Origin of the sequence: Hungatella hathewayi WAL-18680, assembly GCF_000235505.1 — a bacterium.
Classification (GTDB): Bacteria; Bacillota; Clostridia; order Lachnospirales; family Lachnospiraceae; genus Hungatella_A; species Hungatella_A hathewayi_A.
In genome coordinates this window covers 416953-442234 of sequence record NZ_JH379029.1, presented here as the reverse complement: position 1 = coordinate 442234, position 25282 = coordinate 416953, and the positions used below count along the sequence as shown (strand labels likewise).

The 25282-nt window shown below is 49.3% G+C and carries 23 protein-coding genes; all 23 read left to right on the top strand.

What is annotated here, in order from left to right:
• The first annotated feature begins 21 nt into the window (after positions 1 to 21).
• Positions 22 to 828, top strand: a complete 807-nt coding sequence (locus tag HMPREF9473_RS22810; RefSeq protein ID WP_006782588.1) for an alpha/beta hydrolase — start codon at positions 22 to 24, stop codon at positions 826 to 828.
• A 165-nt stretch (positions 829 to 993) separates the two neighbouring features.
• Entirely contained in the window at positions 994 to 2403 is a 1410-nt protein-coding gene (locus HMPREF9473_RS22805) for a deoxyguanosinetriphosphate triphosphohydrolase (protein ID WP_006782587.1), read from the top strand.
• Between the two features lie 107 nt (positions 2404 to 2510).
• A complete protein-coding gene (locus HMPREF9473_RS26580; RefSeq protein WP_006782586.1) occupies positions 2511 to 3299 on the top strand; it encodes a toll/interleukin-1 receptor domain-containing protein in 789 nt (262 codons plus the stop codon).
• Positions 3300 to 3330: 31 nt separating this feature from the next.
• Positions 3331 to 4308, top strand: a complete 978-nt coding sequence (locus HMPREF9473_RS22795) for a Gfo/Idh/MocA family protein (RefSeq protein WP_080568932.1) — start codon at positions 3331 to 3333, stop codon at positions 4306 to 4308.
• A gap of 18 nt (positions 4309 to 4326) precedes the next feature.
• Positions 4327 to 4713 carry a zinc ribbon domain-containing protein gene (locus tag HMPREF9473_RS22790; protein ID WP_006782584.1) on the top strand — a complete coding sequence of 129 codons (387 nt, stop codon included), beginning with the start codon at positions 4327 to 4329 and terminating at the stop codon, positions 4711 to 4713.
• A gap of 41 nt (positions 4714 to 4754) precedes the next feature.
• Positions 4755 to 5327, top strand: a complete 573-nt coding sequence (locus HMPREF9473_RS22785) for a nitroreductase family protein (RefSeq protein WP_006782583.1) — start codon at positions 4755 to 4757, stop codon at positions 5325 to 5327.
• A gap of 117 nt (positions 5328 to 5444) precedes the next feature.
• Positions 5445 to 6437, top strand: coding sequence for a hypothetical protein (locus tag HMPREF9473_RS22780; RefSeq protein ID WP_006782582.1), 993 nt, complete (start codon positions 5445 to 5447; stop codon positions 6435 to 6437).
• Positions 6438 to 6463: 26 nt separating this feature from the next.
• Positions 6464 to 7867: a vWA domain-containing protein gene (locus HMPREF9473_RS22775; protein WP_006782581.1), complete on the top strand. Its 1404-nt coding sequence runs from the start codon at positions 6464 to 6466 to the stop codon at positions 7865 to 7867.
• Complete coding sequence (locus HMPREF9473_RS22770; RefSeq protein WP_006782580.1) at positions 7857 to 9437, top strand: AAA family ATPase; 1581 nt, start codon at positions 7857 to 7859, stop codon at positions 9435 to 9437. The genes HMPREF9473_RS22775 and HMPREF9473_RS22770 overlap by 11 nt, the downstream gene beginning before the upstream one ends.
• A 62-nt stretch (positions 9438 to 9499) precedes the next feature.
• Entirely contained in the window at positions 9500 to 9715 is a 216-nt protein-coding gene (locus tag HMPREF9473_RS22765; protein WP_006782579.1) for a DUF378 domain-containing protein, read from the top strand.
• A 173-nt stretch (positions 9716 to 9888) separates the two neighbouring features.
• Positions 9889 to 10638 carry a response regulator transcription factor gene (locus HMPREF9473_RS22760; protein ID WP_006782578.1) on the top strand — a complete coding sequence of 250 codons (750 nt, stop codon included), beginning with the start codon at positions 9889 to 9891 and terminating at the stop codon, positions 10636 to 10638.
• Positions 10635 to 12425 (top strand): cache domain-containing sensor histidine kinase, encoded by a 1791-nt coding sequence (locus HMPREF9473_RS22755; protein WP_006782577.1) that lies wholly within the window; start codon positions 10635 to 10637, stop codon positions 12423 to 12425. Before HMPREF9473_RS22760 ends, HMPREF9473_RS22755 begins: the two co-directional genes overlap by 4 nt.
• A 214-nt stretch (positions 12426 to 12639) precedes the next feature.
• Entirely contained in the window at positions 12640 to 14019 is a 1380-nt protein-coding gene (locus HMPREF9473_RS22750; protein ID WP_006782576.1) for an ABC transporter substrate-binding protein, read from the top strand.
• Positions 14020 to 14050: 31 nt separating this feature from the next.
• Entirely contained in the window at positions 14051 to 14974 is a 924-nt protein-coding gene (locus HMPREF9473_RS22745) for a carbohydrate ABC transporter permease (protein WP_006782575.1), read from the top strand.
• Complete coding sequence (locus HMPREF9473_RS22740) at positions 14971 to 15813, top strand: carbohydrate ABC transporter permease (RefSeq protein ID WP_434059283.1); 843 nt, start codon at positions 14971 to 14973, stop codon at positions 15811 to 15813. Before HMPREF9473_RS22745 ends, HMPREF9473_RS22740 begins: the two co-directional genes overlap by 4 nt.
• Positions 15810 to 16466 carry a hypothetical protein gene (locus HMPREF9473_RS22735; RefSeq protein WP_006782573.1) on the top strand — a complete coding sequence of 219 codons (657 nt, stop codon included), beginning with the start codon at positions 15810 to 15812 and terminating at the stop codon, positions 16464 to 16466. The genes HMPREF9473_RS22740 and HMPREF9473_RS22735 overlap by 4 nt, the downstream gene beginning before the upstream one ends.
• Positions 16463 to 17740 (top strand): glycoside hydrolase family 28 protein, encoded by a 1278-nt coding sequence (locus HMPREF9473_RS22730; RefSeq protein ID WP_006782572.1) that lies wholly within the window; start codon positions 16463 to 16465, stop codon positions 17738 to 17740. Before HMPREF9473_RS22735 ends, HMPREF9473_RS22730 begins: the two co-directional genes overlap by 4 nt.
• A gap of 16 nt (positions 17741 to 17756) precedes the next feature.
• Positions 17757 to 19232: a sulfatase-like hydrolase/transferase gene (locus tag HMPREF9473_RS22725; protein WP_006782571.1), complete on the top strand. Its 1476-nt coding sequence runs from the start codon at positions 17757 to 17759 to the stop codon at positions 19230 to 19232.
• A gap of 161 nt (positions 19233 to 19393) precedes the next feature.
• The gene (locus HMPREF9473_RS22720; protein ID WP_006782570.1) at positions 19394 to 19996 is read left to right on the top strand and encodes a hypothetical protein; all 603 of its coding nucleotides are present in this window, start codon (positions 19394 to 19396) and stop codon (positions 19994 to 19996) included.
• Positions 19997 to 20012: 16 nt separating this feature from the next.
• Complete coding sequence (locus tag HMPREF9473_RS22715; RefSeq protein ID WP_006782569.1) at positions 20013 to 20678, top strand: DUF6709 family protein; 666 nt, start codon at positions 20013 to 20015, stop codon at positions 20676 to 20678.
• Between the two features lie 177 nt (positions 20679 to 20855).
• Positions 20856 to 22352, top strand: a complete 1497-nt coding sequence (locus tag HMPREF9473_RS22710) for a sensor histidine kinase (RefSeq protein WP_006782568.1) — start codon at positions 20856 to 20858, stop codon at positions 22350 to 22352.
• On the top strand, positions 22349 to 23038 hold the full coding sequence (locus tag HMPREF9473_RS22705) for a response regulator transcription factor (RefSeq protein WP_006782567.1): 690 nt from the start codon (positions 22349 to 22351) through the stop codon (positions 23036 to 23038). Before HMPREF9473_RS22710 ends, HMPREF9473_RS22705 begins: the two co-directional genes overlap by 4 nt.
• A gap of 507 nt (positions 23039 to 23545) precedes the next feature.
• Positions 23546 to 25237, top strand: a complete 1692-nt coding sequence (locus HMPREF9473_RS22700) for a DEAD/DEAH box helicase (RefSeq protein ID WP_006782566.1) — start codon at positions 23546 to 23548, stop codon at positions 25235 to 25237.
• The last annotated feature ends 45 nt before the right edge of the window (positions 25238 to 25282 follow it).

Genomic DNA, 25282 nt, shown 5'->3' with positions numbered 1-25282 from the left:
GCCTATGGAAAGGAGAATATTATGGCATTATTTGATATCAAACTGTTTTCTACTTCATTGCTTACCAATACGGATATCAGGGTGGTAATACCTACGCCTGATGAGCCTTTTTTGCCGGACTCCACACCCTATTATCAGAAAGATAAGCGGTATCAGGTGCTTTACCTGCTTCATGGCGCTTTTGGGGATGCCACCGTGTGGACGAGGAACAGCGGTATTGAGCGGTTTGCACAGAAATATAAACTGGCGGTGGTCTGCGCTTCCGTGACCAACAGCTGTTATGTAGATATGGCTCATGGAGCGAAATTTCTTACCTATATGACAAAAGAACTTCCGGCATTTATCAATGCCATGTTTCCGGTTTCGATACGCAGGGAGGACACGTTTATTGCGGGAATGTCGATGGGGGGTTACGGTTCCTACCGCGTTGCGCTTGAAACGCCTCAGAGATTTGCCTGCGCGGCCAGTCTGTCGGGGGCGGTGGATATCGCGGCATTATATAACGAAACGGTTGACGGCGCACCATCGGCCATGAATATGAAGGATGTCTTTGGCGATAAGCCGGTAGAGGGAACGGATAACGATATTTTTGCGCTCATCAGGAAACGACAGAAGGAGGGAGTACAGCTTCCGAGATTCTATCAGTGTTGCGGAACGGAGGATTTCCTCTATTCCCTTAATTGTTCGGCGCGTGAGCGGCTGGAAGAGTTAAAGGTTGATTTGACTTATGATGAGAGTCCCGGCATTCATAACTGGGATTATTGGGATGAGCAGATAAAAAAGGTATTACAGTGGCTTCCACTGAAAGGAACGCTGGTACAGGAATGATGGAAGATCGCACGGAATGGGGCAGGTGAAAACCTGCCTTTTGTGCTGTGTTGAATTAGTGGCGGCGTGGGGGAAATGGGGATTTTAGTTGATGTGGAGGGGGAAGTGTATTAGAATAGAGGGGAGTAATATTGTTACGGATAAGTTACGGATAAGGAGGCGGCCATGGACTGGGATACGTTGTTGTGTGAGGATAGAATCAGGAGTTTTGTGAGGAAGGCGGGGGCTTCGGATTTGAGGTCGGAGTTTGAGAAGGATTATCACCGGATTATCGGGAGCGCTTCGTTTCGGAGGCTTCAGGATAAGACCCAGGTGTTTCCTCTGGACAGAAGTGATTTTATCAGAACGCGGCTGACCCATTCCCTGGAGGTGTCGTCGTTTGCCAAGTCGCTGGGCCAGAATATTTCGGAGAGTATTCGGAAAAATGTGAAGGACGAAACGTTTACGCTGGAACATAAGGCGGCGATTTGTGATATTTTGCAGTGTGCGGGATTGATTCATGATATTGGGAACCCGCCGTTTGGTCACTTTGGGGAGACGGCTATTCAGGAGTGGTTTAAGAAAAATTTAGACAGGCTTGAGTTCGAGGGGACGCCGGTTGTGGAGCTGTTGAATGAGCAGATGGTGCAGGATTTCTACCATTTTGAGGGAAATACACAGGCGTTCAGGGTGGTGACGAAGCTGCATTTTCTGGTGGACGAGCATGGGATGAATCTGACGAAGGGGCTTTTGGGGGCCATTATCAAATATCCGGGGTCTTCACTGGAGATGAATCCGAAAAGCGGGAATATCAAGGATAAAAAGATGGGATATTTCTATGCGGACAGAGAGAATTTTCAGGATGTGGAAATGTCGACGGGGGCCAATGGAATGCGGCATCCGCTGGCGTTTATTCTGGAGGCGGCGGATGATATCGCTTACCGCACGGCAGATATTGAGGACGCGGTGAAGAAGGGATGCATCACCTATGAGCAGCTGGTTGCGGAACTCAAAGGTTATCGGCCGGAGAAGCAGAGCGAGAAATATAAAGCGGTGGTCAGCTGGCTGGAGGAGCGGTATCAGAAGGCGCTGGACAAGAAGTATTCCAGGCCGGATTTGTATGCGGTGCAAAACTGGGTGGTCAGTGTCCAGGGACAGGCCATCGGTGGGGCGACGTATGGATTTACCAGCCATTACGGCGAGATCATGAACGGGACCTATGGGGCGGAGCTGCTGGAAGGGACCGATGTGAATCTGCTGATGAAGGCGCTGGGGGATATCGCTTACCGGTATGCGTTTATCTCGAAGCCGATTCTGAAGCTGGAGATTGCGGCGGAGACGATATTTAATTTTCTGCTGGACAAGTTTGTGGATGCGGCGGTTTATTATGACACGGATACCAGGTTAAAGGCGGTTCAGGAGAAAATGATGTCGCTGATTTCGGATAATTATAAAAAGGTTTATAAGATTTATTCAGAGGGGAAGTCAAAGGAGGAGAAGCTGTATCTCAGGCTGCTGCTGGTGACGGACTATATCTGCGGAATGACGGACAGCTATGCAAAGTCGCTGTATCAGGAGCTGAACGGGATTGTATAGAAGGATGCAGGGAATCACAGATTGGCGGTTAATCTGGTGGACGAACAGGGGGATTTATATTAAAATAGAATCAGGATTCATTATCTTACAAAAGAGAGGATATTCTTATGAGCAATAAGGTATTTATCAGTCATGCGGCGAAGGACGCGGAGTTAATTGACGCATTTTATAATTTTCTGCACGATGGAATGGGAATCAGTGATATTTTCTGTTCTTCGAAAAAGGGAAGTCTTGGTATTGGCGAGGATTTTATCAATAGAATACGCGAGGAGCTTCGGGGATGTGAAGCCGTTATTTTTCTCATTACGCCGGAATATTTAAAAAGTCCGTTCTGCCTGATTGAGATGGGGGCTGCCTGGGCTTTGGGGAAATATGTGAAACCTGTTTTGGTTCCGCCATTGACGTTTGGAGATTTATGTAAACCATTGGAAAGAACTCAGGCGGTTATGATAAATGATTTAGAAGGTCTGGATACGCTGTATAAGGAACTTGGAAAATTGAATATTACAACGGCAAGCAGTCTGCATTTTGTGGATGCCCTTAAAAGGTTCCTGCCAAGCTGTGGAATACTGACACCGGATGAAAAGGGGGTATATCGGGCTGTTATTACTGAGATATACAGGGTTCCCAAAGGCGACGCTTATTATTATAAAATAAAAGGGAAAATATCGGTAGAGGACTTAAAGAAGGGGCGAAATACAGAAAAACTTGACCGGTGGGATGTAGAGCAGCAGTGGATTTCTGCCCGGTTTGTAAAAGTAGAGAATTTACGGGTAGGTGATATTCTTGAATTTGAACTGGATGGCGGCGATTTTATGGAGGGAGTGAAGCATGGCGGCAAGTTATTGACGGATGTACGTAACCTGTATTATAAAAATCCCCGCATTTTAATGTGACAAAAATGACAGGAGGTCATGTATGAAATCAATGAATATGGCAATTTTAGGCGCCGGCAGAATTGCAGGCACCATGGCGGAAACAATCAGGGAGATGAAGTGGGTGAACAGTTATGCCGTTGCCTCCCGCTCGAAGGAAAAGGCGGAGAGTTTTGCCGGAGAGTACGGGTTTGAGAAGGCTTACGGCTCCTATGAGGAGATGGTGCAAGACCCGGAGGTGGACCTTGTCTATGTGGCGTCGCCTCATTCCCATCATTATGAGCATATCAAGCTGTGTCTGGAGCACGGGAAGCATGTGCTGTGTGAGAAGGCATTTACGGTAAATGAAGCCCAGGCGCGGGAAGTGTTTGCCATGGCGAAGGAGCGGAATCTGCTGGTGACGGAGGCCATGTGGGTGCGCTATATGCCGATGGTGAGGACGCTTCAGGACGTGATAAAATCAGGGGTGATTGGCAAGGTTTCCACGGTGACGGCCAATCTGTATTATCTGATTGACGGTGTGGAGCGGATTCAGAGTCCGGCGCTGGCTGGCGGCGCGCTTCTGGATGTGGGCGTGTATACCCTGACATTTGCGTCGGTTGTTATGGGGGATGAGATTGACAGGATACAGGCCGGCTGTGTGAAGACGGAACAGGGTGTGGATGCCCAGAACAGCATTACCATTTTTTATAAGGACGGCAGAATGGCACAGCTGTGCAGCGGTATCATGTCGCTTAGCGACAGAAAGGGAATGATCTACGGTTCCAAGGGTTATATCATCGTGGAGAATATCAACAATTTTGAGAGTATCCAGGTATATAATGTAGATCGGAAGATGGTTGCCGAGTACCCGTGTCCGCCACAGATATCCGGGTATGAGTACGAGGTGATGGCCTGCGTGGAGGCTGTCAGAAATGGCTGGACGGAATGTCCGCAGATGCCTCATGAGCAGACGCTGGAAATTATGAGACAGATGGATGAGGTCCGCAGACAGCTGGGCGTATCCTATCCGTTTGAGACGGAAAACTAAAAAGGAGCCGGGACAATCATGTTTTTTATATGCGGAATTGATACCAGAACGAAGGAAATTCCATATTCCAAGACGGTTATCTGTGCCCAATGCGGGGGCTATGGGCGGTATCAGGTGTTTATGACATACTCCTGCCTGAGTTTGTTTTTCATTCCTATATTCAAATGGAACCGCCATTATTACGTCAGAATGTCCTGCTGTGACACCCTGTATGAGATGTCCCAGGAGCTGGGAAAGAGGATTGCCGGCGGAGATTTGGTGGACATCACAGAGAGCAGCCTGACGCTGGTACAATCCGGCCGCAGGAAGGAAAATGGATGGACGGAGAAAAAATGCTGCGGTAACTGTGGCTACGAGACGACGGAAGATTTTGAGTACTGTCCGAAATGCGGGCAGAAATTTTAAAGAGGAACGATGACGGCCAGTCAGAGAAGGGAGAGAACCATATGCTGAAAGAACTTGTGTATTCCTGCCGTACATACCGGCGGTTTGATGAGGATGTGAGGATGACGGAGGAGGAGCTGAGAGAGCTGGTGGATTTGGGGAGAATGACCGCCTTCAGCGCCAATTCCCAGTCTTTAAAGTTTGCCATCTACCACACCAGAGAGGACGCCGCCAGGATCTATCCCAGCCTGATTTGGGCGGCCGCCTTGAAAGACTGGGACGGCCCGGTGGAGGGGGAGCGGCCTGCCGCTTATATTGTGATACTCAGCGATTTAACCATGGGACCGAAGCGGGCCATTGAGTCGGGAATCACCGCCCAGACCATGATGCTGGGCGCTGTGGAAAAGGGCTATGGCGGCTGCATGCTTGGAAGTGTGCAGAGAGCTAAACTGGCGGAGACGCTGGGCATCGACCAGGAGCGCTATTCTATCGAGCTGGTGCTGGCCCTCGGCAAGCCGAAGGAAGAGGTAAAAGTGGTTCCGGTAGGGGAAAATGGGGACACCACCTACTACCGCGATGAGAACCAGGTGCACTATGTGCCGAAGAGAAGCCTGGAGGATGTGTTGTATTCATAAAAAGAGTCAGAAATTGGCAGTAAATGATAACAATAAAACTTTCTTACATCTTACTTTTTATGGTAAGATGTAAGTAAGGTTTTTTTGTTTAGTATGAAAGTATTATGAGGAGACAGGATGGCGGATTTTACATCGACATACTTTTTATACCGCCGCGTGGACGGCGGAGTGAAGATACTGCGGTGCAGAAGTCTGGATTCGGTGGCTGTGATACCGGAGACGATTGACGGAATGCCGGTGGTGGAACTGGGGGCTTATATCTTTTCGGCAAATGCAAGGCAGCTGGAGGACGGAGTCTGGAGCGGACAGGAGGAAGCGTGGACGGAGAGCCCGGAAGTTTCAGGGGAACGGGTGAGAGAGGTACACCTGCCTGACGGGCTTGTGAAGATTGGGGCCTATGCATTTTATAACTGCTGGAATCTGGAGAAGCTGTCGTTTAGCAGCCGGACTCTGGACTGGGGAGCGGGGACGCTGACCGGGTGTATCGGAGTGCGGTATCTGGATGTGAGAGTGGAGGAGGGGGAGAAATCCTGCTTAAAAGAGGTGCTGGCGGAGCTTCGGCAGACGTTGTTTGTGGATTATCACGGGAAGCAGGAGGCCAGACTGGTGTTTCCGGAATTTTTTGAGGAGTCGGTGGAGAATACGCCGGCCAGAATTCTGGAGACCCATATGCACGGGTGCGGGCATCAGTACCGGTACTGTTTCCGGCAGTCGGAATTTCAGTTTCTGTGGTATGACAGTCTGTTCCCAAATGTCCAGGTACAGGAGGATGAGGAGCTGGTGATACGGCTGGCTTTGGGGCGGCTTCGTTTCCCCTATGGGCTGGCGGAGGAACACCGGACGGCTTACCGGGAGTATCTGGAGGCACACCGGGAAGAGGCGGCGGCCGGGGCGATGAGACGGGAGAGCATGGAGGAGCTGCGCTGGGTGACGGAGCAGCTGGCCTATGACAGAGGTGAATTGGCGCAGATGATTGCCACGGCCGGGAAACTGGGAGACGGGGCGATGCTCAGCTATCTGATGGATTTCCGGCATAAGAAGTTTGACGGCGCCGGGGAAGATGGGCACGAGACGGAGCGGCCGGTTGGAAAGCGGCGGTTTGAGTTGTAGAAATAGAGAGAACAGGAGGTGGGTGGATGATTGACCCGAAAAGACATCAACAGCTGATGGAATTGGATACGGTAGAATTGTGTACCCAGATTCTGTATGATGCGAGAAATGAGCTTTATCTGAATATGCATTTTCTGGATATCTCCTTAAGCAGTCTGGGCTTTGAGGCGGCGGCAACGCCAGGGATTGGGACGGATGGGTTTGTGATATATTATAACCCGGATTATCTGTTTCGGCTTTACCGGCAGGGTAGAAGTTATGTAAACCGAGCCTATCTCCATATGGTATTTCACTGTCTGTTCTGCCACATGGATACCAGAGGAGAGCGGGAGAAGGAGTACTGGGATTTGGCCTGTGACATCGCCATGGAGTCCGTGCTTGACGGTCTTTATAAAAAATGTATTCACCGGCCCCAGTCCGCATTTCGCAGGGAGACTTATCTGCGTTTGGGAAAAGAGATGAAAGTGCTGACCGCGGAAGGTATTTATGCGGCTCTTAAGAAGATGAATCTGACGGAGAAGCAGTATAACCGGCTGACGGCGGAGTTCTATGTGGACAATCATGCCCGCTGGTATGAGGATGATACAAGAAAGCAGGCGCAGCCGAGACAGAACAAATGGAATGACAACCGGGAGAAGATGCAGACGCAGATCGAGAGCATGGCCAGCGAGTCGGCGGAGAATGCGGATAGTCTCATGGAGCAGGTGCGGATTGAGAACCGGGAGCGGTACGATTATAAGAAGTTCCTGCGCAAATTTTCGGTACTCCGGGAGGAGCTTCAGGTGGATGAGGACTCCTTTGATTATATTTATTATACCTACGGGTTGTCTATGTACGGCAATATGCCGCTGATTGAGCCGCTGGAGACGAAGGAGATATACCGGATTGAGGATTTTGTGATTGTGATTGACACGTCCATGTCCTGTTCCGGGGAGTTGGTGAAGCGGTTTCTGGAGGAGACCTATACGGTGCTCTGTGAATCGGAGACCTATTTTAAGAAGATCAATATTCATATCATCCAGTGCGACGACAAGATACAGTCGGACAAGGTGATTACCAGCCAGGATGAGATGGATGCATATATGAGGGATTTTACGATTATCGGAAAAGGTGGGACGGATTTTCGACCTGCTTTTGAGTATGTGAACCGGCTGCGGGAGCAGGGAGCGTTTCGAAAACTGCGGGGGCTGTTGTATTTCACGGATGGAGAGGGAATTTATCCGGTGAGAAGACCGGTGTATGATACGGCATTTGTGTTTATGAAGGAGCAATATACGGACGTATCAGTGCCGCCATGGGCCATCAAACTGATATTGGAGCCGGAGGAGATAGAAAGTCCCCCTCACGCAGGTTCGGAGGAAAGTATGGTGAGTCCCACTCACGTGGGACCAGCGGAAAGTATAGAAATGGAGAATAGCGATGAACATTAAACGGGCAAAGGAAGAGATTAAGAATACGATCGAAGCGTACTTAACCAGGGATGAGTATGGCGCTTATGCCATTCCGGTTATCCGGCAGAGGCCGGTGCTTCTGATTGGGCCGCCAGGTGTGGGGAAGACCCAGATTATGGAGCAGATATCCCAGGAGTGCCAGATTGGGCTGGTGTCCTACACCATCACCCATCACACCAGGCAGAGCGCCATCGGCCTGCCATATATCGAGGAGAAGATATATGACAGCAAACGGTATTCGGTGACGGAATATACCATGAGCGAGATTGTGGGGGCCATCTATGAGAAGATGGAGCAGACCGGGCTTCACGAGGGGATTCTGTTTATCGATGAGATAAACTGCGTGTCGGAGACATTGGCGCCCACCATGCTTCAGTTTTTGCAGTGCAAGACCTTCGGAAACCACAGCATTCCTGAGGGCTGGGTGATTGTAGCGGCGGGGAATCCGCCGGAATATAATAAATCGGTGCGGGAGTTTGACATTGTGACCCTGGACAGAATCAAGCTGATTTATGTGGAGCCTGATTTTGCGGTGTGGAGGGAATATGCCAGCCAGGTGAATATCCATCCGGCTATCCTCTCCTATCTGGAGGTGAAGAAACAGTATTTCTGCCAGATTGAGACCACGGTGGATGGCAAGCTGTTTGCGACGCCACGTGGGTGGGAGGATTTGTCGAGACTCATGGAGGTCTATGAGAAGCTGGAGAAGACGGTGGACCGGGATGTGATTTTCCAGTATATCCAGCACGCCAAGATTGCCAAGGATTTCGCCAATTATCTGGAACTGTATTATAAATATGAGGATGATTACCGGCTGGAGGAGATACTGTCGGGCGTCATCCGGGAATCTACCTGCGACAAACTTTCCAGTGCGCCGTTTGACGAGAAGGTCAGCGTCATCAGCCTTCTGCAGGCCAAGCTGGATTCCGTGTTCAAAGCTCTGGTGGAGAAGGAGGCTCTGCTGGAAATGCTGAAGGGCGTGCTCCAGCAGATGGACCCGGAGAAGAACCGGGCGGAGCATGGACCGGAGGAGCTGCGTGTCAGAACGATGAAGGATATGACATCGCCGGATGTCAAGCGGGGGATTGTACCCCTTACGGATGCCCAGGAGAAGCTGGAATCGCTGCTGTCCGGCGTGGTGGTAGAGCGGGACTACAAGAAAGAGTCGAAACTGTTAAACCGGGCGGAGGACCGCAGATATCAGAAGTTAATCAGAATACTGGAGAAATACCTCCAGACCCTGAAGACCGAGCATCTCGTGAGAGAGGGGGAGGTCTGGCAGCGTCTGAAAGTGCTGTTCGGGGAGGAGAGCGACCGCTACGAGACTGCCTTCAATCTGGCCGGGAAAATGCTGGAGCATGGGTTTGATTTCATGGAAGCCGCCTTCGGCGACAGCCAGGAGATGGTGGTGTTCATCACCGGGTTAAATACCAGCTATGCCAGTGTGCATTATCTCCAGAATTACTCCTGCGAGCGGTATTTCCAGTACAATAAAAAACTCCTGTTTGACAGCCATGAGCAGGAGATATTATCGAAAATCCAGGAATGAAAAAATATTGTATATTTTCCCAAATCTATGTCCATACTATGGTTAGAAAAGGAGGTAGAGCCATGGGAAATAAAGCATTAGACTGCACAGCTCTGACCATCAGCATCATCGGTGCGATAAACTGGGGGCTGATTGGATTTTTCGATTTTAATTTGGTAGCATTTCTTTTTGGAAGCATGACATGGTTATCCAGAATTGTCTATGCCATTGTCGGCTTATGTGGACTGTACTTAGTGACATTCTACGCCCGTACGGGACGTGTGGAGATGAACAGCTAAGTGGGTGAACAGAAGATTAAATAAGTAACTTGGAAGAGGGCGGACTTTTTAGCAGAAAAGGTTCGCTCTTTTTTGGATTGTACAGAAGAATCAAAAATGATATGATGAAACTATGTTTTGTCAAAAAATGTCGAATCCCTGTGTCTGGGGAGGAGAAAAGGGGACGAGTGAAGATGTATGAGTTACTGCTTGTAGACGATGAAGAAATGTCAAGGAACAGCCTGGCGACTTATTTTCCGTGGGGGGATTATGGGTTTCATATCTGCGGCCAGGTTTCCAACGGGAAAGAGGCTCTTGATTTTATGGACAGCCATATTGTCCATGTGGTGCTGACGGATATCAGCATGCCGATCATGGACGGTGTTCAGCTGGCGGAGCGGCTGAGGGCGAGGGAGGAGGAGCCGCCCTGTGTGGTCTTTTTGAGCGCGTACAATGATTTCCAGTATGCCCAGAATGCCATCCGTTACGGCGTCCGGTTCTATATTTTGAAGCCTTCGGATTTCGGTGAGATCAAGGAGACATTTTCAAAAATCAGGGAGGAGTTGGATGAGAAGTATCATATTGAGGAGCCGCTGGCGCCGGTGAATGATGAGGATGAGATTATCTGTCAGGTTCTTGAATATATCCGGACGGATTATCGGTTTGGAACCCTGGGGGAGCTTTCGAAAAAGAGTCATTTGAATGCCTCGTATTTGAGCCAGCTGATTAAGCTGAAGACAGGAAAGAATTTTGTGGATTTGCTGTTTGAAATGAGAATGAAGCAGGCATGTATTCTTTTGCAGGACCCGGAGGTGAAGATTTACCAGATCAGCAGTCTGGTGGGGTATACCAATCCCAATAATTTCACCCGGGCGTTTCGGGCGTATTACAATCAGTCGCCGAAGGAATACAGACTCTCACACAAAGGAAGTGGAAGCCGATGAGACGGATACATACCATGAGGCAGCGGTTCTTTTTCAAGAGCTTTTTTCAGAATCTGCTGTTGCTGCTGGCGCCCATTTTACTCATAGGTCCGTTCAGCATCTGGGAATTGAATATGGAGAGCCGCAGCGCGCTGAAAAAGAGCAGCTATAATGTGCTGTATCAGGTGGATGAGACCATGAACACGCTTCTGTCGGAGTTGGACAACGTTTACTACTATATCCGCTCCAATCCGTCGATTACCACCAGTTTGAAGGCGGCTTATAGTGAGCCGGAGATTACGCTGAACAGTCTGCGCAGCATTAACAATATCAGCTCCCTGCTGCGCTACTATATGTATACCAGCGAGTACATACAGTCCATCTACGTGTATTACTATAATGACAGGGACCGTCTGCTTGTGCCGGAAAAGGGAATGGTTTCTCTCCAGGCACACAGCGCCAACGGATGGATAGAGTCTTCCCGGGAGATGGAGGAGGACATCTGGCTGGACACGGCCGAGGTTGCGCCGGATAAATATTCGGAGGCGAAACCGGTGATCTATTACTGCCGCAAGCTTTACTCGACAATCGACCCGTCAAATGCCATTGGCGTGATTGCGGTTCAGTATGATGCGGACGCCCTGATTCGGTATATCAATTCTCTTGGGCTGTACAGCGAGCAGTCTATCACGGTTTTGAATAAGAAAAACCAGATACTCTTTCAGAATATGCCGGTGGATGCGCTGGACTTTCTGGACAGTGAGACAGAGCTGCAGCTGGGCGGGTTTGAGTACTCGGATATCAGGATGGATAAGGAAAAGTATACGGTGTCCCAGATGCATTCCAACTATGTGAAGGACTTAGATTACGTCTCCGTGGTCCCGACCAAAAATATCCTGCGCTCCTCCAGCTGGTTTGCCACGGTTTTCTGTATTCTGGTGGGCGGAGCTATCGTGATATCCATGATTCTGGCGGTGTTTAAGACGCAGAAGGATTATAAAAGGCTGGAGGAGATTCTGGACCTTTTGAGCCATCCGGAGCTGGCCACATCGGACAGGCAGGAGAAGACGGGTGCATTTTTAGACCCCTATAACTATATTACATACAATATCCTACATCTGTTTTTGCAGCAGAACTACCTGAAGGTCCAGACGTCGGAGCAGAAATACAGGCTGAAAACCATGGAGCTGATGGCGTTGCAGCAGCAGATTAATCCGCATTTTCTGCACAATACCCTCAACACGATATACTGGGAGGCGATTGCGCTGACCAAGGGGCCCAACACCTGCGCGGATATGCTGACGAAGCTGGCGGCGATAATGCGGTATTCTCTGGGAAATCCGGATGAAAGCGTCACGGTCAGGGAGGAATTGGGATATCTCAAAAACTATGTTTTTATCCAGGCCAGGAGATATCAGAATAAATTTCAGGTGGAGTATGATATTGACGAGAAGGCGCTGGATTATCCGATTCGAAAGATTCTGCTCCAGCCGCTGGTGGAAAATGCGATTAATCATGGCATCAAGGAGCTGGAACGGGAAGGCATTATCCGGATGAAGGTGCATGATTGTGGAACTCATATTTATATCAGTGTGCTGGATACCGGAGTTGGGATGGACAGGGAGACATTGTTAAAATTGCGACAATCTCTTCTCGTCACGGAGGAATACAGCCCCCATATCGGTCTGTTAAATTCCCACAGAAGGCTGGTTCTGACTTATGGGCCGGATGCCGGCATTCATATCCAGTCCCACAAAAACAGGGGCACCTGCATATTCTTCCGACTGCCGTTGGAGGACGTGAGATAGAGGGCATAAAAAGAGCAAAGGGAGCGGCTGCAAAAGCAGAAGAATTATCTGCCGGACGGCCGCTCCTTTTTGTAACCTAAAATAAAGATAGTTTTTTAAATATTGATAGAAAATCAGGATATGCAAATAAAAATCAGCGTCGTATTAAAAATCAGGAAGGTTTGATATAGTAAAGACAGCAAAAAATCTTGATTTTTGAGAAGGGAGTCAGAAGATGAAAAAAAGTGTGAAAACATGGACGGCTTTGGCAGTGGCAGGATGCATGGTGGGAACGATGCTTGCGGGATGCGGAGCGAAGGAGCAGAAGACAGCAACGGAGGCCGGAGCGGACAATACGACCGGGGCGGCCACATCCGATGCAGGCGCGTCCGGGGATGCGGCTGCGGCAGGCGATAAGGTGACGCTGCGCTGTTCCTGGTGGGGTGGTGATACGAGACATCAGGCAATGTTAGATGTGATTAAACTGTACGAAGAGAAAAATCCAAACGTGACAATCGAGGGAGAGTATCAGGGCTACGACGGCTATTATGAGAAAATGATGACGACACTCTCCAGCGGCACGGCGCCGGATTTAATGCTGTTTAAGCGGGAGTGGCTGGCGGATGTGCAGGGGGCCAAGCATTATTTGAGCGACTTATCCAAGCTCCCGGTAGACACCTCCACCCTGGCGGAGGGACTGTTAGAGAAATCCGGAATGTATGCCGGGGAGCCGATATTATTTCCATGCACCGTGACCGGGCAGGTAATGTATGCCAACACGGAGTTTGCCTCCGCTTTCGGCGTGGACCTGGATCAGATTTACAGCTGGGAAGAGTTTATGCAGCTGGGCCAGAAGGTCCATGAGCAGGATGGCGACACCTATCTGATGACAGCGGATATTGACGTGTTAAACCGGTTGATTATTCCGGCATACATCGGCCAGACGACAGGCGGAAGTCTTGTCAACGAGGAGAGTTACGAGTTGAATTTCACGGAAGAGCAGATGAAGGATGCCCTCCAGCTGGTTCTTGACCTCTATGACACTAACACGGTGGAGCCGTTTGGAGAGGGTGCGGTGTTTGTGGGACAGATGGACCAGAACCCTAAGTGGGTAAACGGAAAAATTGGTCTGCTGCTGGATATCACAGGCGGTCTGGCGAAATACAAGGCTTCCGTGTCAGCGCCTCTCGATGTGATGGCCATTCCGAGAAACAGTGATGCCAAATGCAGCGGCGTTGATTTTGCAGGAAATACGGGAATGTGCATCAACGATAATTCCCAGAACCGGGAAGAAGCGGCCAAATTCCTGGACTTTTTGTTAAATGATGGGGAAGCGGCCCTGATTATCAAGGACGCCTACGGTTACAATTCCACTTCGACAGCCATTGAAGCGCTGGAGGGACAGGGGCTTGTGGACGAAACACTCAAGAAGGCCATCGATACTGCACAGAAGGATTCCATGACAATCAATGCCATCAGTTCCAACACGGAGCTGGAAACTGTCAGAAAAGACATTTTACAGGAAGTGATTTACCGTGATATCACTCCGGAGGATGCGGCAAAGGAAATTGTGAGCCAGTATCAGGAGCTGCTCTCCGAGTTGAAAGAAAAATAAGGATATTGCCGGTCAGGAGATGGATAGGAAAATGAAACATAAAGCGAATAACGGATTAGCCGGGGCGCGCCGATATCCCCGGAACTGGAAGTGGGGAGTTCTGTTTATCTGCCCATGGATTATCGGATTTTTAACTTTACAGCTTTACCCGCTGTTACAGTCTCTGTTTTTCTCATTTACCGATTTTTCGATTTTGTCGGACGGAAAATGGATTGGTATAAAGAATTATGTGGATTTGTTCCGCAAGGACCGGTATTTTGGAAAATCCTTTTTGCTGACGGTGAAGTATGCGCTGATGACAGTACCCATGAAGCTGGTGTTCGCTTTGTTTATCGCCATGCTTTTGAACATGAAGATTAAGGGAATCAATCTGTTTCGAACGGTGTATTATCTGCCCAGTATCATGGGAGGCAGCGTCGCAGTGTCGATTCTCTGGAAATTCATGTTTATGAAGGAGGGCATTATCAACAATGTCCTCTCCAAGGTTGGCATTCCCGCCGTAAACTGGCTGGGAATGCCGGACACGGCGCTGGTGACTATCAGTCTTTTAGTGGTGTGGCAGTTTGGTTCCTCCATGGTGCTGTTTTTAGCCGGGCTTAAAAATGTTCCCCAGGATTTGTATGAGGCGGCGTCCGTGGATGGGGCTTCCAAGGTGAGACAGTTTTTCTCCATCACGCTGCCCATGATATCGCCGATTATATTCTTTAATTTTATGATGCAGACGATCAATGCGCTTCAGGAATTTACCGCGGTTTCCGTCATCACCAACGGCGGACCGAACCATGGCACCTATCTGATGGGACTTAAGATATATGAGGATGCATTTTCCTCTCTGAAGATGGGGTATGCTTCCGCCACGTCCTGGATTTTGTTCCTGGTGGTGCTGGTGGTGACATCCCTCTTATTCCGGACTTCGGATGCATGGGTATTTTATAATGACGGAGGTGCGGACTGATGAGCAAAACATGGAAAAAAGGACTTGCCTATGTGATTTTGCTGGGCGTGGGGTTCTTGATGATTTATCCGTTAATCTGGCTGTTTTTTGCAACGTTTAAGACGAATCAGGAGCTGTTTGGGAAATTGTCCCTGTGGCCGGAAAAATTTTCGCTGGACGGCATTATCAACGGATGGAAGGGAAGCGGGCAGTTTACCTATACCACGTTTTATAAGAACACGTTTTTGATGGTGATTCCTACGGTGATTTTTACGGTGCTGTCCACGGGAATCGTGGCATACGGGTTCGCCAGATTCAGTTTTCCGTGCAAAAAGATATTGTTTTTGCTGATGATTTCAACGCTGATGCTGCCGGACTCGGTTATCATTATTCCGAGATATGTGCTGTTTCATAAGTTTGGATGGGTGGATACCTATATGCCATTCTGGATGCCGGGACTGCTGGCCTGCTATCCGTTCTTTATCTTTATGCAGGTGCAGTTTTTGAGGGGGATTCCGAGAGAGTTGGATGAATCTGCCTGTGTGGACGGATGTAACCCGTTCATGACCTACGTCAAGATTTTGTTTCCGCTGATGAAGCCGGCAGTCTTCTCCGTGATTATTTTCCAGTTTTTGTGGAGATGGAATGACTATTTTAACAATCTGATTTATATCAGCAGTGTGAAAAAATATACACTGTCTCTGGCCCTCAAGATGTCCATTGATGGAACCGGAGCGGTAACCCAGTGGAACCAGGTGCTCAGCATGTCCTTCCTGTCCATGATACCGCCTACGCTGTTGTATTTCTTTGCACAGGATTATTTTGTGGAGGGAATTACGGCCGGAGGTGTGAAAGGATGATTGTGCGCAGACAATTCCTGGGGCGGTGGAAGAAGGATATTTTGTTAGAAGGGGATGTCAAAGCTGCGGTGGAAGCCGCCAGAATGCAGGCGGTGGAACGGATCGAAAAGGGAAGCCTGCTTCTGGCGGCCCTTTTCTATTGTGGGGAGATGTGTTATCTTTATTATGAAGTGGTTGACAGGGAAATGGAGCCGGAAGAATTTTTGGAGCCGCTGGAGCCATTTCTGGAATCTGTGCCGGGCGGGACGGGAAAGTTGTGGACGCCGATGGACTGCGTCTATTACCACCGCAAGCCGGAGGCGGTAGAGGACTGGGAGGCAAAACGGAGCGGTAAACGGCGGGTTGGGCGGATTGCATTTTTGAAACCGGAGAAGATTGACTCCTATGTCTACTGGCACAGGGCGATTGTGGAAGAGGGGCTGTTTACCGGCGATAAGTATCAGTTTATCTCCCGCCAGGATTCGGTGCTATTCTCCTATTTTGAGGAGCCGAAGGAGATGGTCAATATCCGTGGCGTGGACATGGAATCGGAAGTGATAAAACAATGGAAGGAGCAGCTGCCGGAGACGCATTTTGAGAGGGAGAAGACAGGGGGAGAGAATTTTATGGTGATTCCGCCTCTGTTTACGGCAGGCAGGAGTGATTTGGGATGATATACAATATTTTGGAGTATGGAGCAGTGGGGGACGGGAAGACGGACTGTGCCGCGGCGATTCAGAAGGCCATTGACCGGTGCAGTGTTAAAGGCGGCAGAGTGGTGATTCCGGCCGGCCGGTTTCTGTCCGGGTTTCTTCAGTTAAAATCCAACGTGGAGCTTTATCTGGAACATGGGGCCGTTCTCGTGTCGGATTTGAGTGATGAGGAAGCAAAGTATTTTCTGTTTGCCTGTCATGGGGAAAATATCACGATTTCCGGAAATGGAACGATTGACGGGCAGGGGCGGCTGCGTTTTGTGGATGATAATGCGGATCATGGGGCTCATGAGTGCCCGCTGTTTGTGGCCGGGAACCGGCCGAGAACCAGTTATTTCGAGGATATTGAGAATCTTACGGTCCGGGATGTGACGTTTTATGATGCGGCATTCTGGACGTTACATATGGCGGGGTGCCGCAATGTGATGGTGGATGGCGTCCGCATTTTAAATAATGACCGAGGCCCCAATAACGATGGGATTGACCCGGACAGCTGTAAGAATGTGGTTATCAGAAACTGTATCATAGAGTCGGGGGATGACGCGATTGTTGTGAAATCCACGAAGGCGATGTCTGAGAAATATGGTTCCTGTGAAAATGTGGTGATTCAGGGGTGTATTCTGCATACCAGAGATTCGGCGTTGAAAATCGGGACGGAGAGCTTTGGGGATATCCGCAATATTCTGTTTTGCGACTGCATTGTCCGGGACTGCTCCCGGGCGGTGGGAATCTGGTCCAGGGACGGGGGCGTGATTTCGGATATTCAGATTCGCCATGTGACGGGGAATACCAGACGCTATGCCGACTGTCCGGAGCGGGAGTTTGCGCCGAGGTGGTGGGGGAAGGGAGAGCCGTTCTTTATCTCCGCCACGAAGCGAAAGGGCGCTGCGGAGATCCCTGGAGCTATCCGGAATATTTCGGTGGACCATGTCAGGCTGACGGCGGAGTCCTGCCTGTTCATGGGGGGAGAGTCCTATGCCCCAATTGAGTGCGTGCGGATGAAGGATATAGTGATTCAGTGGAAATGCCAGAGCCGCCACATGCCGGGACTTTTTGATGAGCAGCCTTCTGAGCGGGATGTCTATGCTCATGAGATACCGTGTATTTATGGACGGGATGCCCGTGATGTGAGGATTCAGGGAGAGTTTTCGGTTGATGAATCTTTAGCGCAGGTTATCCGGGAGAGGGAAATCCTTGATCACTGTACGGATTTTGTGGTTGACGGTTTTAGATGAGAGGAGGAGTGGGGCGATGAAAGAGAAGACCAATGTGCTGATGATATCCGTGGACCAGCTGGGGCGGAGCCATACGCCGCTGGGGGGAGACCCGGTGAGTATGATGCCGACGCTCCGTCACCTGGCGGAACATGGAATTGAGTTTGAGAATTGTTACAGTGAGTGTCCGGTCTGCATTCCGGCCAGAAGGAGCCTGATGACAGGTCTGTCGCCAAGAAGTCATGGCGACCGCATTTACAATGACACTCTTCCGATGCCGGAGGTGACCACGCTGGCCCAGGCGTTTCGCAATCATGGCTATCAGGCGTACAGTGTGGGGAAACTCCATGTCTATCCACAGAGAGACAGGATTGGGTTTGACGACGCGCTGATTGTGGAGGAGGGCCGATATGAGTTTGGCGAGGTGGATGATTATCAAATCTGGCTGGCCGAGCGGGGGTATACCGGCGAGGAGTTTATGCATGGCATGGGGAATAATGTCTATTACACCAGGCCGTGGCATCTGCCGGAGGAGGTGCATCCCACCAACTGGACGACGAAAAAGATGTGCGAGACTATCAAGCGCAGGAATCCGCTGAAGCCGGGATTCTTTTACGTGTCCTATCAGTTCCCCCATCCGCCGCTGGTGCCGTTGCAATGTTATCTGGAGCAGTACCGGGATGTTTCGCTGGAAATGCCTTTGGAGGGAGACTGGCTTGACAGCGCGGATGTGATAAAAGAGATGACAACGGCGGCAGGCAGGTATACGGAGCGGGAGGTGGAGCTGGCAAGGCGCGCCTACTATGCCCAGTGCACCCATATCGACCATCAGATTCGCCTGTTGATTGGAACGCTGCGGGAATGCAATATGATTGATAATACGCTGATTGTATTTTGGAGCGACCACGGGGATATGCTGTTCGACCACCGTATGGTGGCAAAACGGAGCTTTTATGAAAATGCCGCCAACATTCCCATGGTTCTGTCCGGCCGCCCTGTGATAGAGCATATGGGAGAGACGGACAGCCGGCTGTGCTGTCTTCAGGATGTGATGCCCACACTGCTAGAGCTTTGCGGCCTGGAGATTCCTGGGAGCGTCGAGGGCATCTCCATGGTGTCGTCCGGGAAACGGGAGTATCTGTACGGAGAAGTAGGGGAAGGGCGCAAAGCGTCCAGAATGATTCGCGACAGCCGCTATAAGCTTATCTATTACCCCTGGGGGAATGTGACACAGCTCTTCGATATGGAGAAAGACCGGAAAGAGCTGCATGACTGCTCCGAGGAAAAAGAGTACCGGGAGATTCGGGAGCGGTTGACAGAAGAATTGATAAAGAATCTATATGGCGAAGACATTTCCTGGCTGAAGGATGGCCGCCTTGCAGGCGCACTGCCCGCCCCCGCCAGCCAGAACAGCCAGAACCCAAAACCATCGCCGGATTACGGTCTGAACAACCAGAGAGGCTACCACTGGCCGCCGCCAAAGGGATATAATAATATTGGGAAAAATGCATAAGTACGAGAAAAGAGGCTGACAGATGTCGGTCTCTTGTATTTTCATGTCTAAGAAAATTTGAAAAATGGAAAAGTGATAGAATATTTATAAAAATATGGTAGAATTAAAACTATGTGGGGCGTTTGTTCCTTATACATAAAAATTTTCAGGGGGAAGAAATCATGTTACAGAAGGTCGCAGATATGATGGGCGTAAGCCCGGAGGTAGTTATTATTACTACGGTTATTCTCGTTATTTTGTTTATCTTTTTTTATGTAAAAATGACGATTGATGAGAAAAAAGGTGTGAACAGCCAGGAAAAAGCAGATGTTCGGAAAATTGTCACCAACTTAATACCGGATGGCCAGGAGTATACGGCAGTCTATGCCCACAGCAAAGAGGTATATGGTTCTGCACGTATGCGCAGAGAGGTCTATCACTATTACGCGGCAGGTTTTCATCCGGCCCGCACCGACCATTTGTGGGTCATTCCCATTGGCGTGGAGGGCGGAAAGATTGTTTATACAAAGCCGTTGAGGGCGAGTGCTGAGATTTTGTCTTACGTGGGCGGCAATGAGCGAAGGCTGGAACTCCATTTTCCGGGAACCAAGGATAAGTACATCCTGTCCGTAGAGGGCAGTAATACGAAGAGCGGAAAGGAATGCCAGGTCAATATTCAGCAGAAAGAAGAGGCAGAAACGTTCTATACGTTTGCTGCGGGTTTTCAGGAACGGGTGAATGCGGCGCTGGGGGTGGATAAAAAGGGACGACCGGTGAATAAATAAAAAAGGGGAAACGGGTATGAAGAGACTGTTTCGTGTATTTGGAAGAGATGTACTGGTGCTGCTGTTTTTTGGAGGCGTTATTATCTATACTTCATTTCCCAATTTTGTGATATCTTTAAAGCCGGCGGTCAGCTTTGTGGATATGCTGGAAGGGGTGAAAGTGGAAGCTGGCGACCGGGTGGCTGGTAATGTCCAGTATTGCTTTGACTATTTTGCTTCCCAGAGCAGTTACACACGTTATAAAGATGGTTCCAGAAGCGGTGACCGCAAATCGGGAAATTATTATCTGATTCCCGCAGGTGACGAAGGTTTTATCGGCTTAAAGAGCCGTGAGGCGGATACGGCGGCTCTGAATAAGCTGACGAAAGAAAGCTTTGAATATCTGGCCGGAGGAGCGGAACCGACTACGGTCATCTTCATGCAGGGTGCCGTGCATCCCTTGGAGGCAGAACTGACAGGGTACTATAACGAGTATCTGGAAAGCTTGGGCTTTACGGAAGAGGAGATAAAGGCTATGGGGGCTCCCCTCGTGATTGAATACACCAGCTTTCGGGCGGCACAGGTTATATTTGGGATAGGAATCGTATTGATTCTTCTGGCCATATGGATTCTGGTCCGCAGATACAAGAGAGACCTGAATGGTTCGGGGCTGCCGAAGGCGGAGGATCTTCCGGAATTGTAATGGATTAGAAAAATAAGAAGAATCATGAGACCCGGCAAGCTGCCAGTGTGAAGGCTTGCCGGGATTTTTTATTTTCAGTTAAATTTTAGAATTGTTTTATAAATAACAGGCGGAAATATGGTATACTGATAATGATATTTTATGACATTATGAAGTTTAATTTGGAGAGGTGCGACTATGAAGATTAAAACGCGTCTTGCCATTGCATTTCTAACCATCACCGTGGTGCCGATTATGTTAATCTGGGTAGCGGTGTGGGGGCTCAGTAATTATCAGATGAATGCTTTTCGCAAGGCCTACGGCCTGACGGAGCAGATAGACTTATTCAGTGGGAATTCCCTTCAGATATTTAACCGGCTGACGAAAGCGGCCCAGGAGGAAATCAGGGTGAATCTTCAGACCCATCCTGATGACTTTAAGGATGCGGCTTATCTGGCGAAGGTCAATGATGATTTGATGAAGAAGTATGCATATCTGATTGTCAGACGCGATGGCGAGATTATCTATGACGGAGATTTGAAACAGCAGGATGACAAGAGTATCTATGACGACCTTCTCGGCTACGGGGAGATGGAGAGTGAGATTGAGGGCGGTATTTATCTGGATGGAGATACCCAGCATCTGATTAAGCAGATGGACTTTAAGTACTCGGACGGCTCCTCCGGAAGTGTCTTTATTGTGTCTGGCGTGGATGACTACGTGCCTGAGATTAAATCCATGATTTGGGAAATGCTGTTCACAGGAATTCTGATTCTGTTGATGGCAGGGATTCTTCTGACGGCCTGGGTTTATAAATCCATGTTAAAGCCCCTGGGAATGCTTCAGAAGGCAACGAATGAAATTAAGAATGGCAACCTGGATTTTGCCTTGGAAGTGGAGGAAGAAGACGAGATTGGGCAGATATGCCAGGATTTTGAGGAGATGAGAATCCGGCTTAAGGAGTCCACGGAGGAGAAGATTCAGTACGACAAGGAGAATAAGGAACTAATCAGCAACATTTCCCATGACTTGAAGACGCCGATTACGGCCATCAAGGGGTATGTGGAAGGGATTATGGATGGGGTGGCTTCTTCGCCGGAGAAGCTGGATAAGTATATCAGAACCATCTATAATAAGGCCAATGATATGGACCGGCTGATTGATGAATTGACATTTTACTCGAAGATTGATACGAATAAGATACCGTACACATTTACGAAGATCAATGTGGCAAGCTACTTCCGGGATTGTGTGGAGGAAGTGGGACTGGATATGGAGTCCCAGAATATTGAGCTGGGGTATTTCAACTATGTGGATGAGGATGTGATGGTGATTGCGGACGCGGAGCAGATGCGGCGGGTTATCAACAATATTATCAGCAACTCAGTGAAATATCTGGATAAAAAGCGGGGCATTATCAATATCAGAATTAAGGATGTGGGCGATTTCATCCAAGTAGAGATTGAGGACAATGGCAAGGGCATTGCGGCCAAGGATTTGCCCAACATTTTTGACAGGTTTTACCGGACGGATTCCTCCAGAAATTCTGCAAAGGGAGGCAGCGGAATCGGGCTGTCGATTGTGCGGAAGATTATTGAGGATCATGGCGGACGGATTTGGGCCACCAGCAAAGAGGGGATCGGAACGGAGATTCATTTCGTATTAAGAAAATATCAGGAGGTTATACAGGAATGAGAAGGATACTGATTATTGAGGATGAAGAGAGTATTGCAGAGCTGGAAAAGGATTATCTGGAGCTGAGCGGGTTCGACGTGGACATTGAAAATGAAGGCACTGCGGGGCTTGAGAAAGCGCTTCATGAGGAATACGATTTGTTTATTCTGGATTTGATGCTGCCGGGGATGGATGGATTTGAAATCTGCCGGAAAATCCGTGAGGTGAAGAATACGCCGATTATTATGGTGTCGGCGAAGAAAGAGGATATCGACAAGATTCGTGGTTTGGGACTGGGGGCCGATGATTATATCACTAAGCCGTTCAGCCCCAGTGAGATGGTGGCGCGCGTAAAAGCCCATATGGCCCGGTATGAAAGGCTGATTGGAAGCGGAATGCCGGATAATGAAGTGATTGAGATTCGCGGTCTGAAGATTGATAAGACGGCGAGAAGAGTCTGGGTGAATGGGGAGGAGAAGAACTTTACGACAAAGGAGTTCGACCTTCTAACCTTCCTGGCCCAGAATCCGAATCATGTGTTCACGAAAGAGGAGCTGTTTAGCAGGATTTGGGATATGGAGTCGATCGGGGATATCGCTACGGTGACGGTGCATATTAAGAAGATTCGCGAGAAGATTGAGTTCAATACGGCGAAGCCGCAGTATATTGAGACGATATGGGGAGTTGGGTACCGGTTTAAGGTGTGATGTTGACATTGCACACTTAAGAGTGTATAATAAAAGTAACCGAAAAGAAAAAATATGTATTCCACTTGAGTACAAAGCGAAATCCCGTGTATGGCAGTACACGGGATTTCATTTGGGTTAGCTGTCTTTACGGTTTCGGTCTAACCACTTGCAGATATAGTAACCGACGATACCTGCCATAACCGAAACTGAAAAACTTAATATGTATTCCACAGGAGTCCACCTCCTTCCTGCTGGAAAGAGTCGACAGCATATTTATTATATCGTATTAGAATGAGAGTGTCTATGCCATATTTGCAACCTTGACAGCTGTCACGAAATCTGATATACTTAGTTCCTGTGTAAAACGAGAAGATTCAGGGTCTATCTTGAATGTTCTCGTTTTTTGTCGGATAAGACAGAGGGTGTCTCCGATACAGCGGGTGTGTGGATGTCGGGGGACATCTGTTAGCGGCCTTATTGCTTTTGAAAAGCGGAAGAAGGCGTGGGAAAGGAAATTAATAAAATATGGAAACAGTTAGATTCGAAGATTTACAGTTAGATGAGCGGATACTCCGTGCAGTGACGGACATGGGATTTGAGGCGGCTTCACCGATTCAGGCGCAGGCAATTCCAACCCAGTTAGAGGGAATGGACATTATAGGACAGGCGCAGACGGGAACCGGCAAGACAGCGGCATTTGGAATTCCGTTACTTCAGAAGATAGACCCGAAGAAGAAAAAGCTGCAGGCAATCGCACTCTGCCCTACCAGGGAACTGGCGATTCAGGTAGCAGAGGAAGTGCGTAAACTTGCTAAATATATGCATGGGGTGAAAGTGGTCCCCATCTACGGAGGACAGGATATTGTAAAACAGATTCGTTCTCTGAAGGATGGCACCCAGATTGTCATCGGTACGCCGGGACGTGTCATGGACCATATGAGACGAAAAACAATCAAATGTGACGGTGTGCACACCGTTATCATGGACGAGGCGGATGAGATGCTGAACATGGGATTCCTGGAAGATATGGAGACCATCTTAAGCCAGCTGCCGGAGGAGCGTCAGACCGTGATGTTCTCCGCGACCATGCCGTCAGCCATCCAGGATATCGCCAAGAAATTCCAGAAGAATCCTGTGATTGTCAAGGTAGTCAAGAAAGAACTGACCGTGCCGAAGGTGACACAGTATTACTATGAAGTAAAGCCGAAGACCAAGCTGGAGGTAATGTGCCGTCTGCTTGACTTGTACGCGCCGAAGCTGTCCGTGGCATTCTGCAATACTAAGAGACAGGTAGACGAGCTGGTGCAGGAGCTTCAGGGACGCGGGTATTTTGCAGAAGGTCTTCATGGAGACTTGAAGCAGATCCAGCGTGACCGGGTTATGAACAGCTTTAGAAACGGAAAGACAGAGATTCTGGTAGCCACGGACGTGGCGGCCCGCGGAATCGACGTGGATGATGTGGAAGCGGTATTTAACTATGACATTCCACAGGATGACGAGTACTATGTTCACAGAATCGGCCGTACCGGCCGTGCGGGCCGTGAAGGAATCGCGTTCAGCTTCGTGGTCGGGAAAGAGGTTTATAAACTTCGCGATATCCAGAGATACTGCAAGACCAAGATTGTGCCGCAGCCGATTCCGTCGCTGAATGATATCACGGCTATCAAGGTCGACAAGATTCTGGAGCAGGTTGCCGATATCATCAATGACAATGATTTGAGCGAGATGGTGAACCTGATTGAGAAGAAGCTGCTGGAGGAAGATTACACTTCCATGGATTTGGCGGCGGCCCTGCTGAAGATGAGTATGGGAGAGGACAACGAGGACATTATCGAGAACGGCAGAACCGCCCGCTCTCTGGATGATTTGGATAACTACGGTTATGGCGGCAGAGACGGTGGACGCGGAGGCCGGAGCGGCGGACGTGGAAACAGCGGCCGCAGAGACAGTGGACGCGACGGCGGCCGTGACGATATGGCCCGGCTGTTCATCAATATCGGAAAGAACCAGAATGTACGCCCCGGCGATATCCTGGGCGCCATCGCAGGTGAGTCCGGCATGCCAGGCAAGATGGTTGGAAGCATTGATATGTACGATAAGTACACTTTCGTGGAAGTACCGAGGGAAAATGCCGACGCTATTCTGGATGTGATGAAGAACGTGAAAATCAAAGGTAAGAGCGTTCATATGGAGAAGGCCAACGGTAAGGGAAGATAAGTCATTGAAAAAACTGGCTGTGGAGTAAGATGACGTTAGAATAAA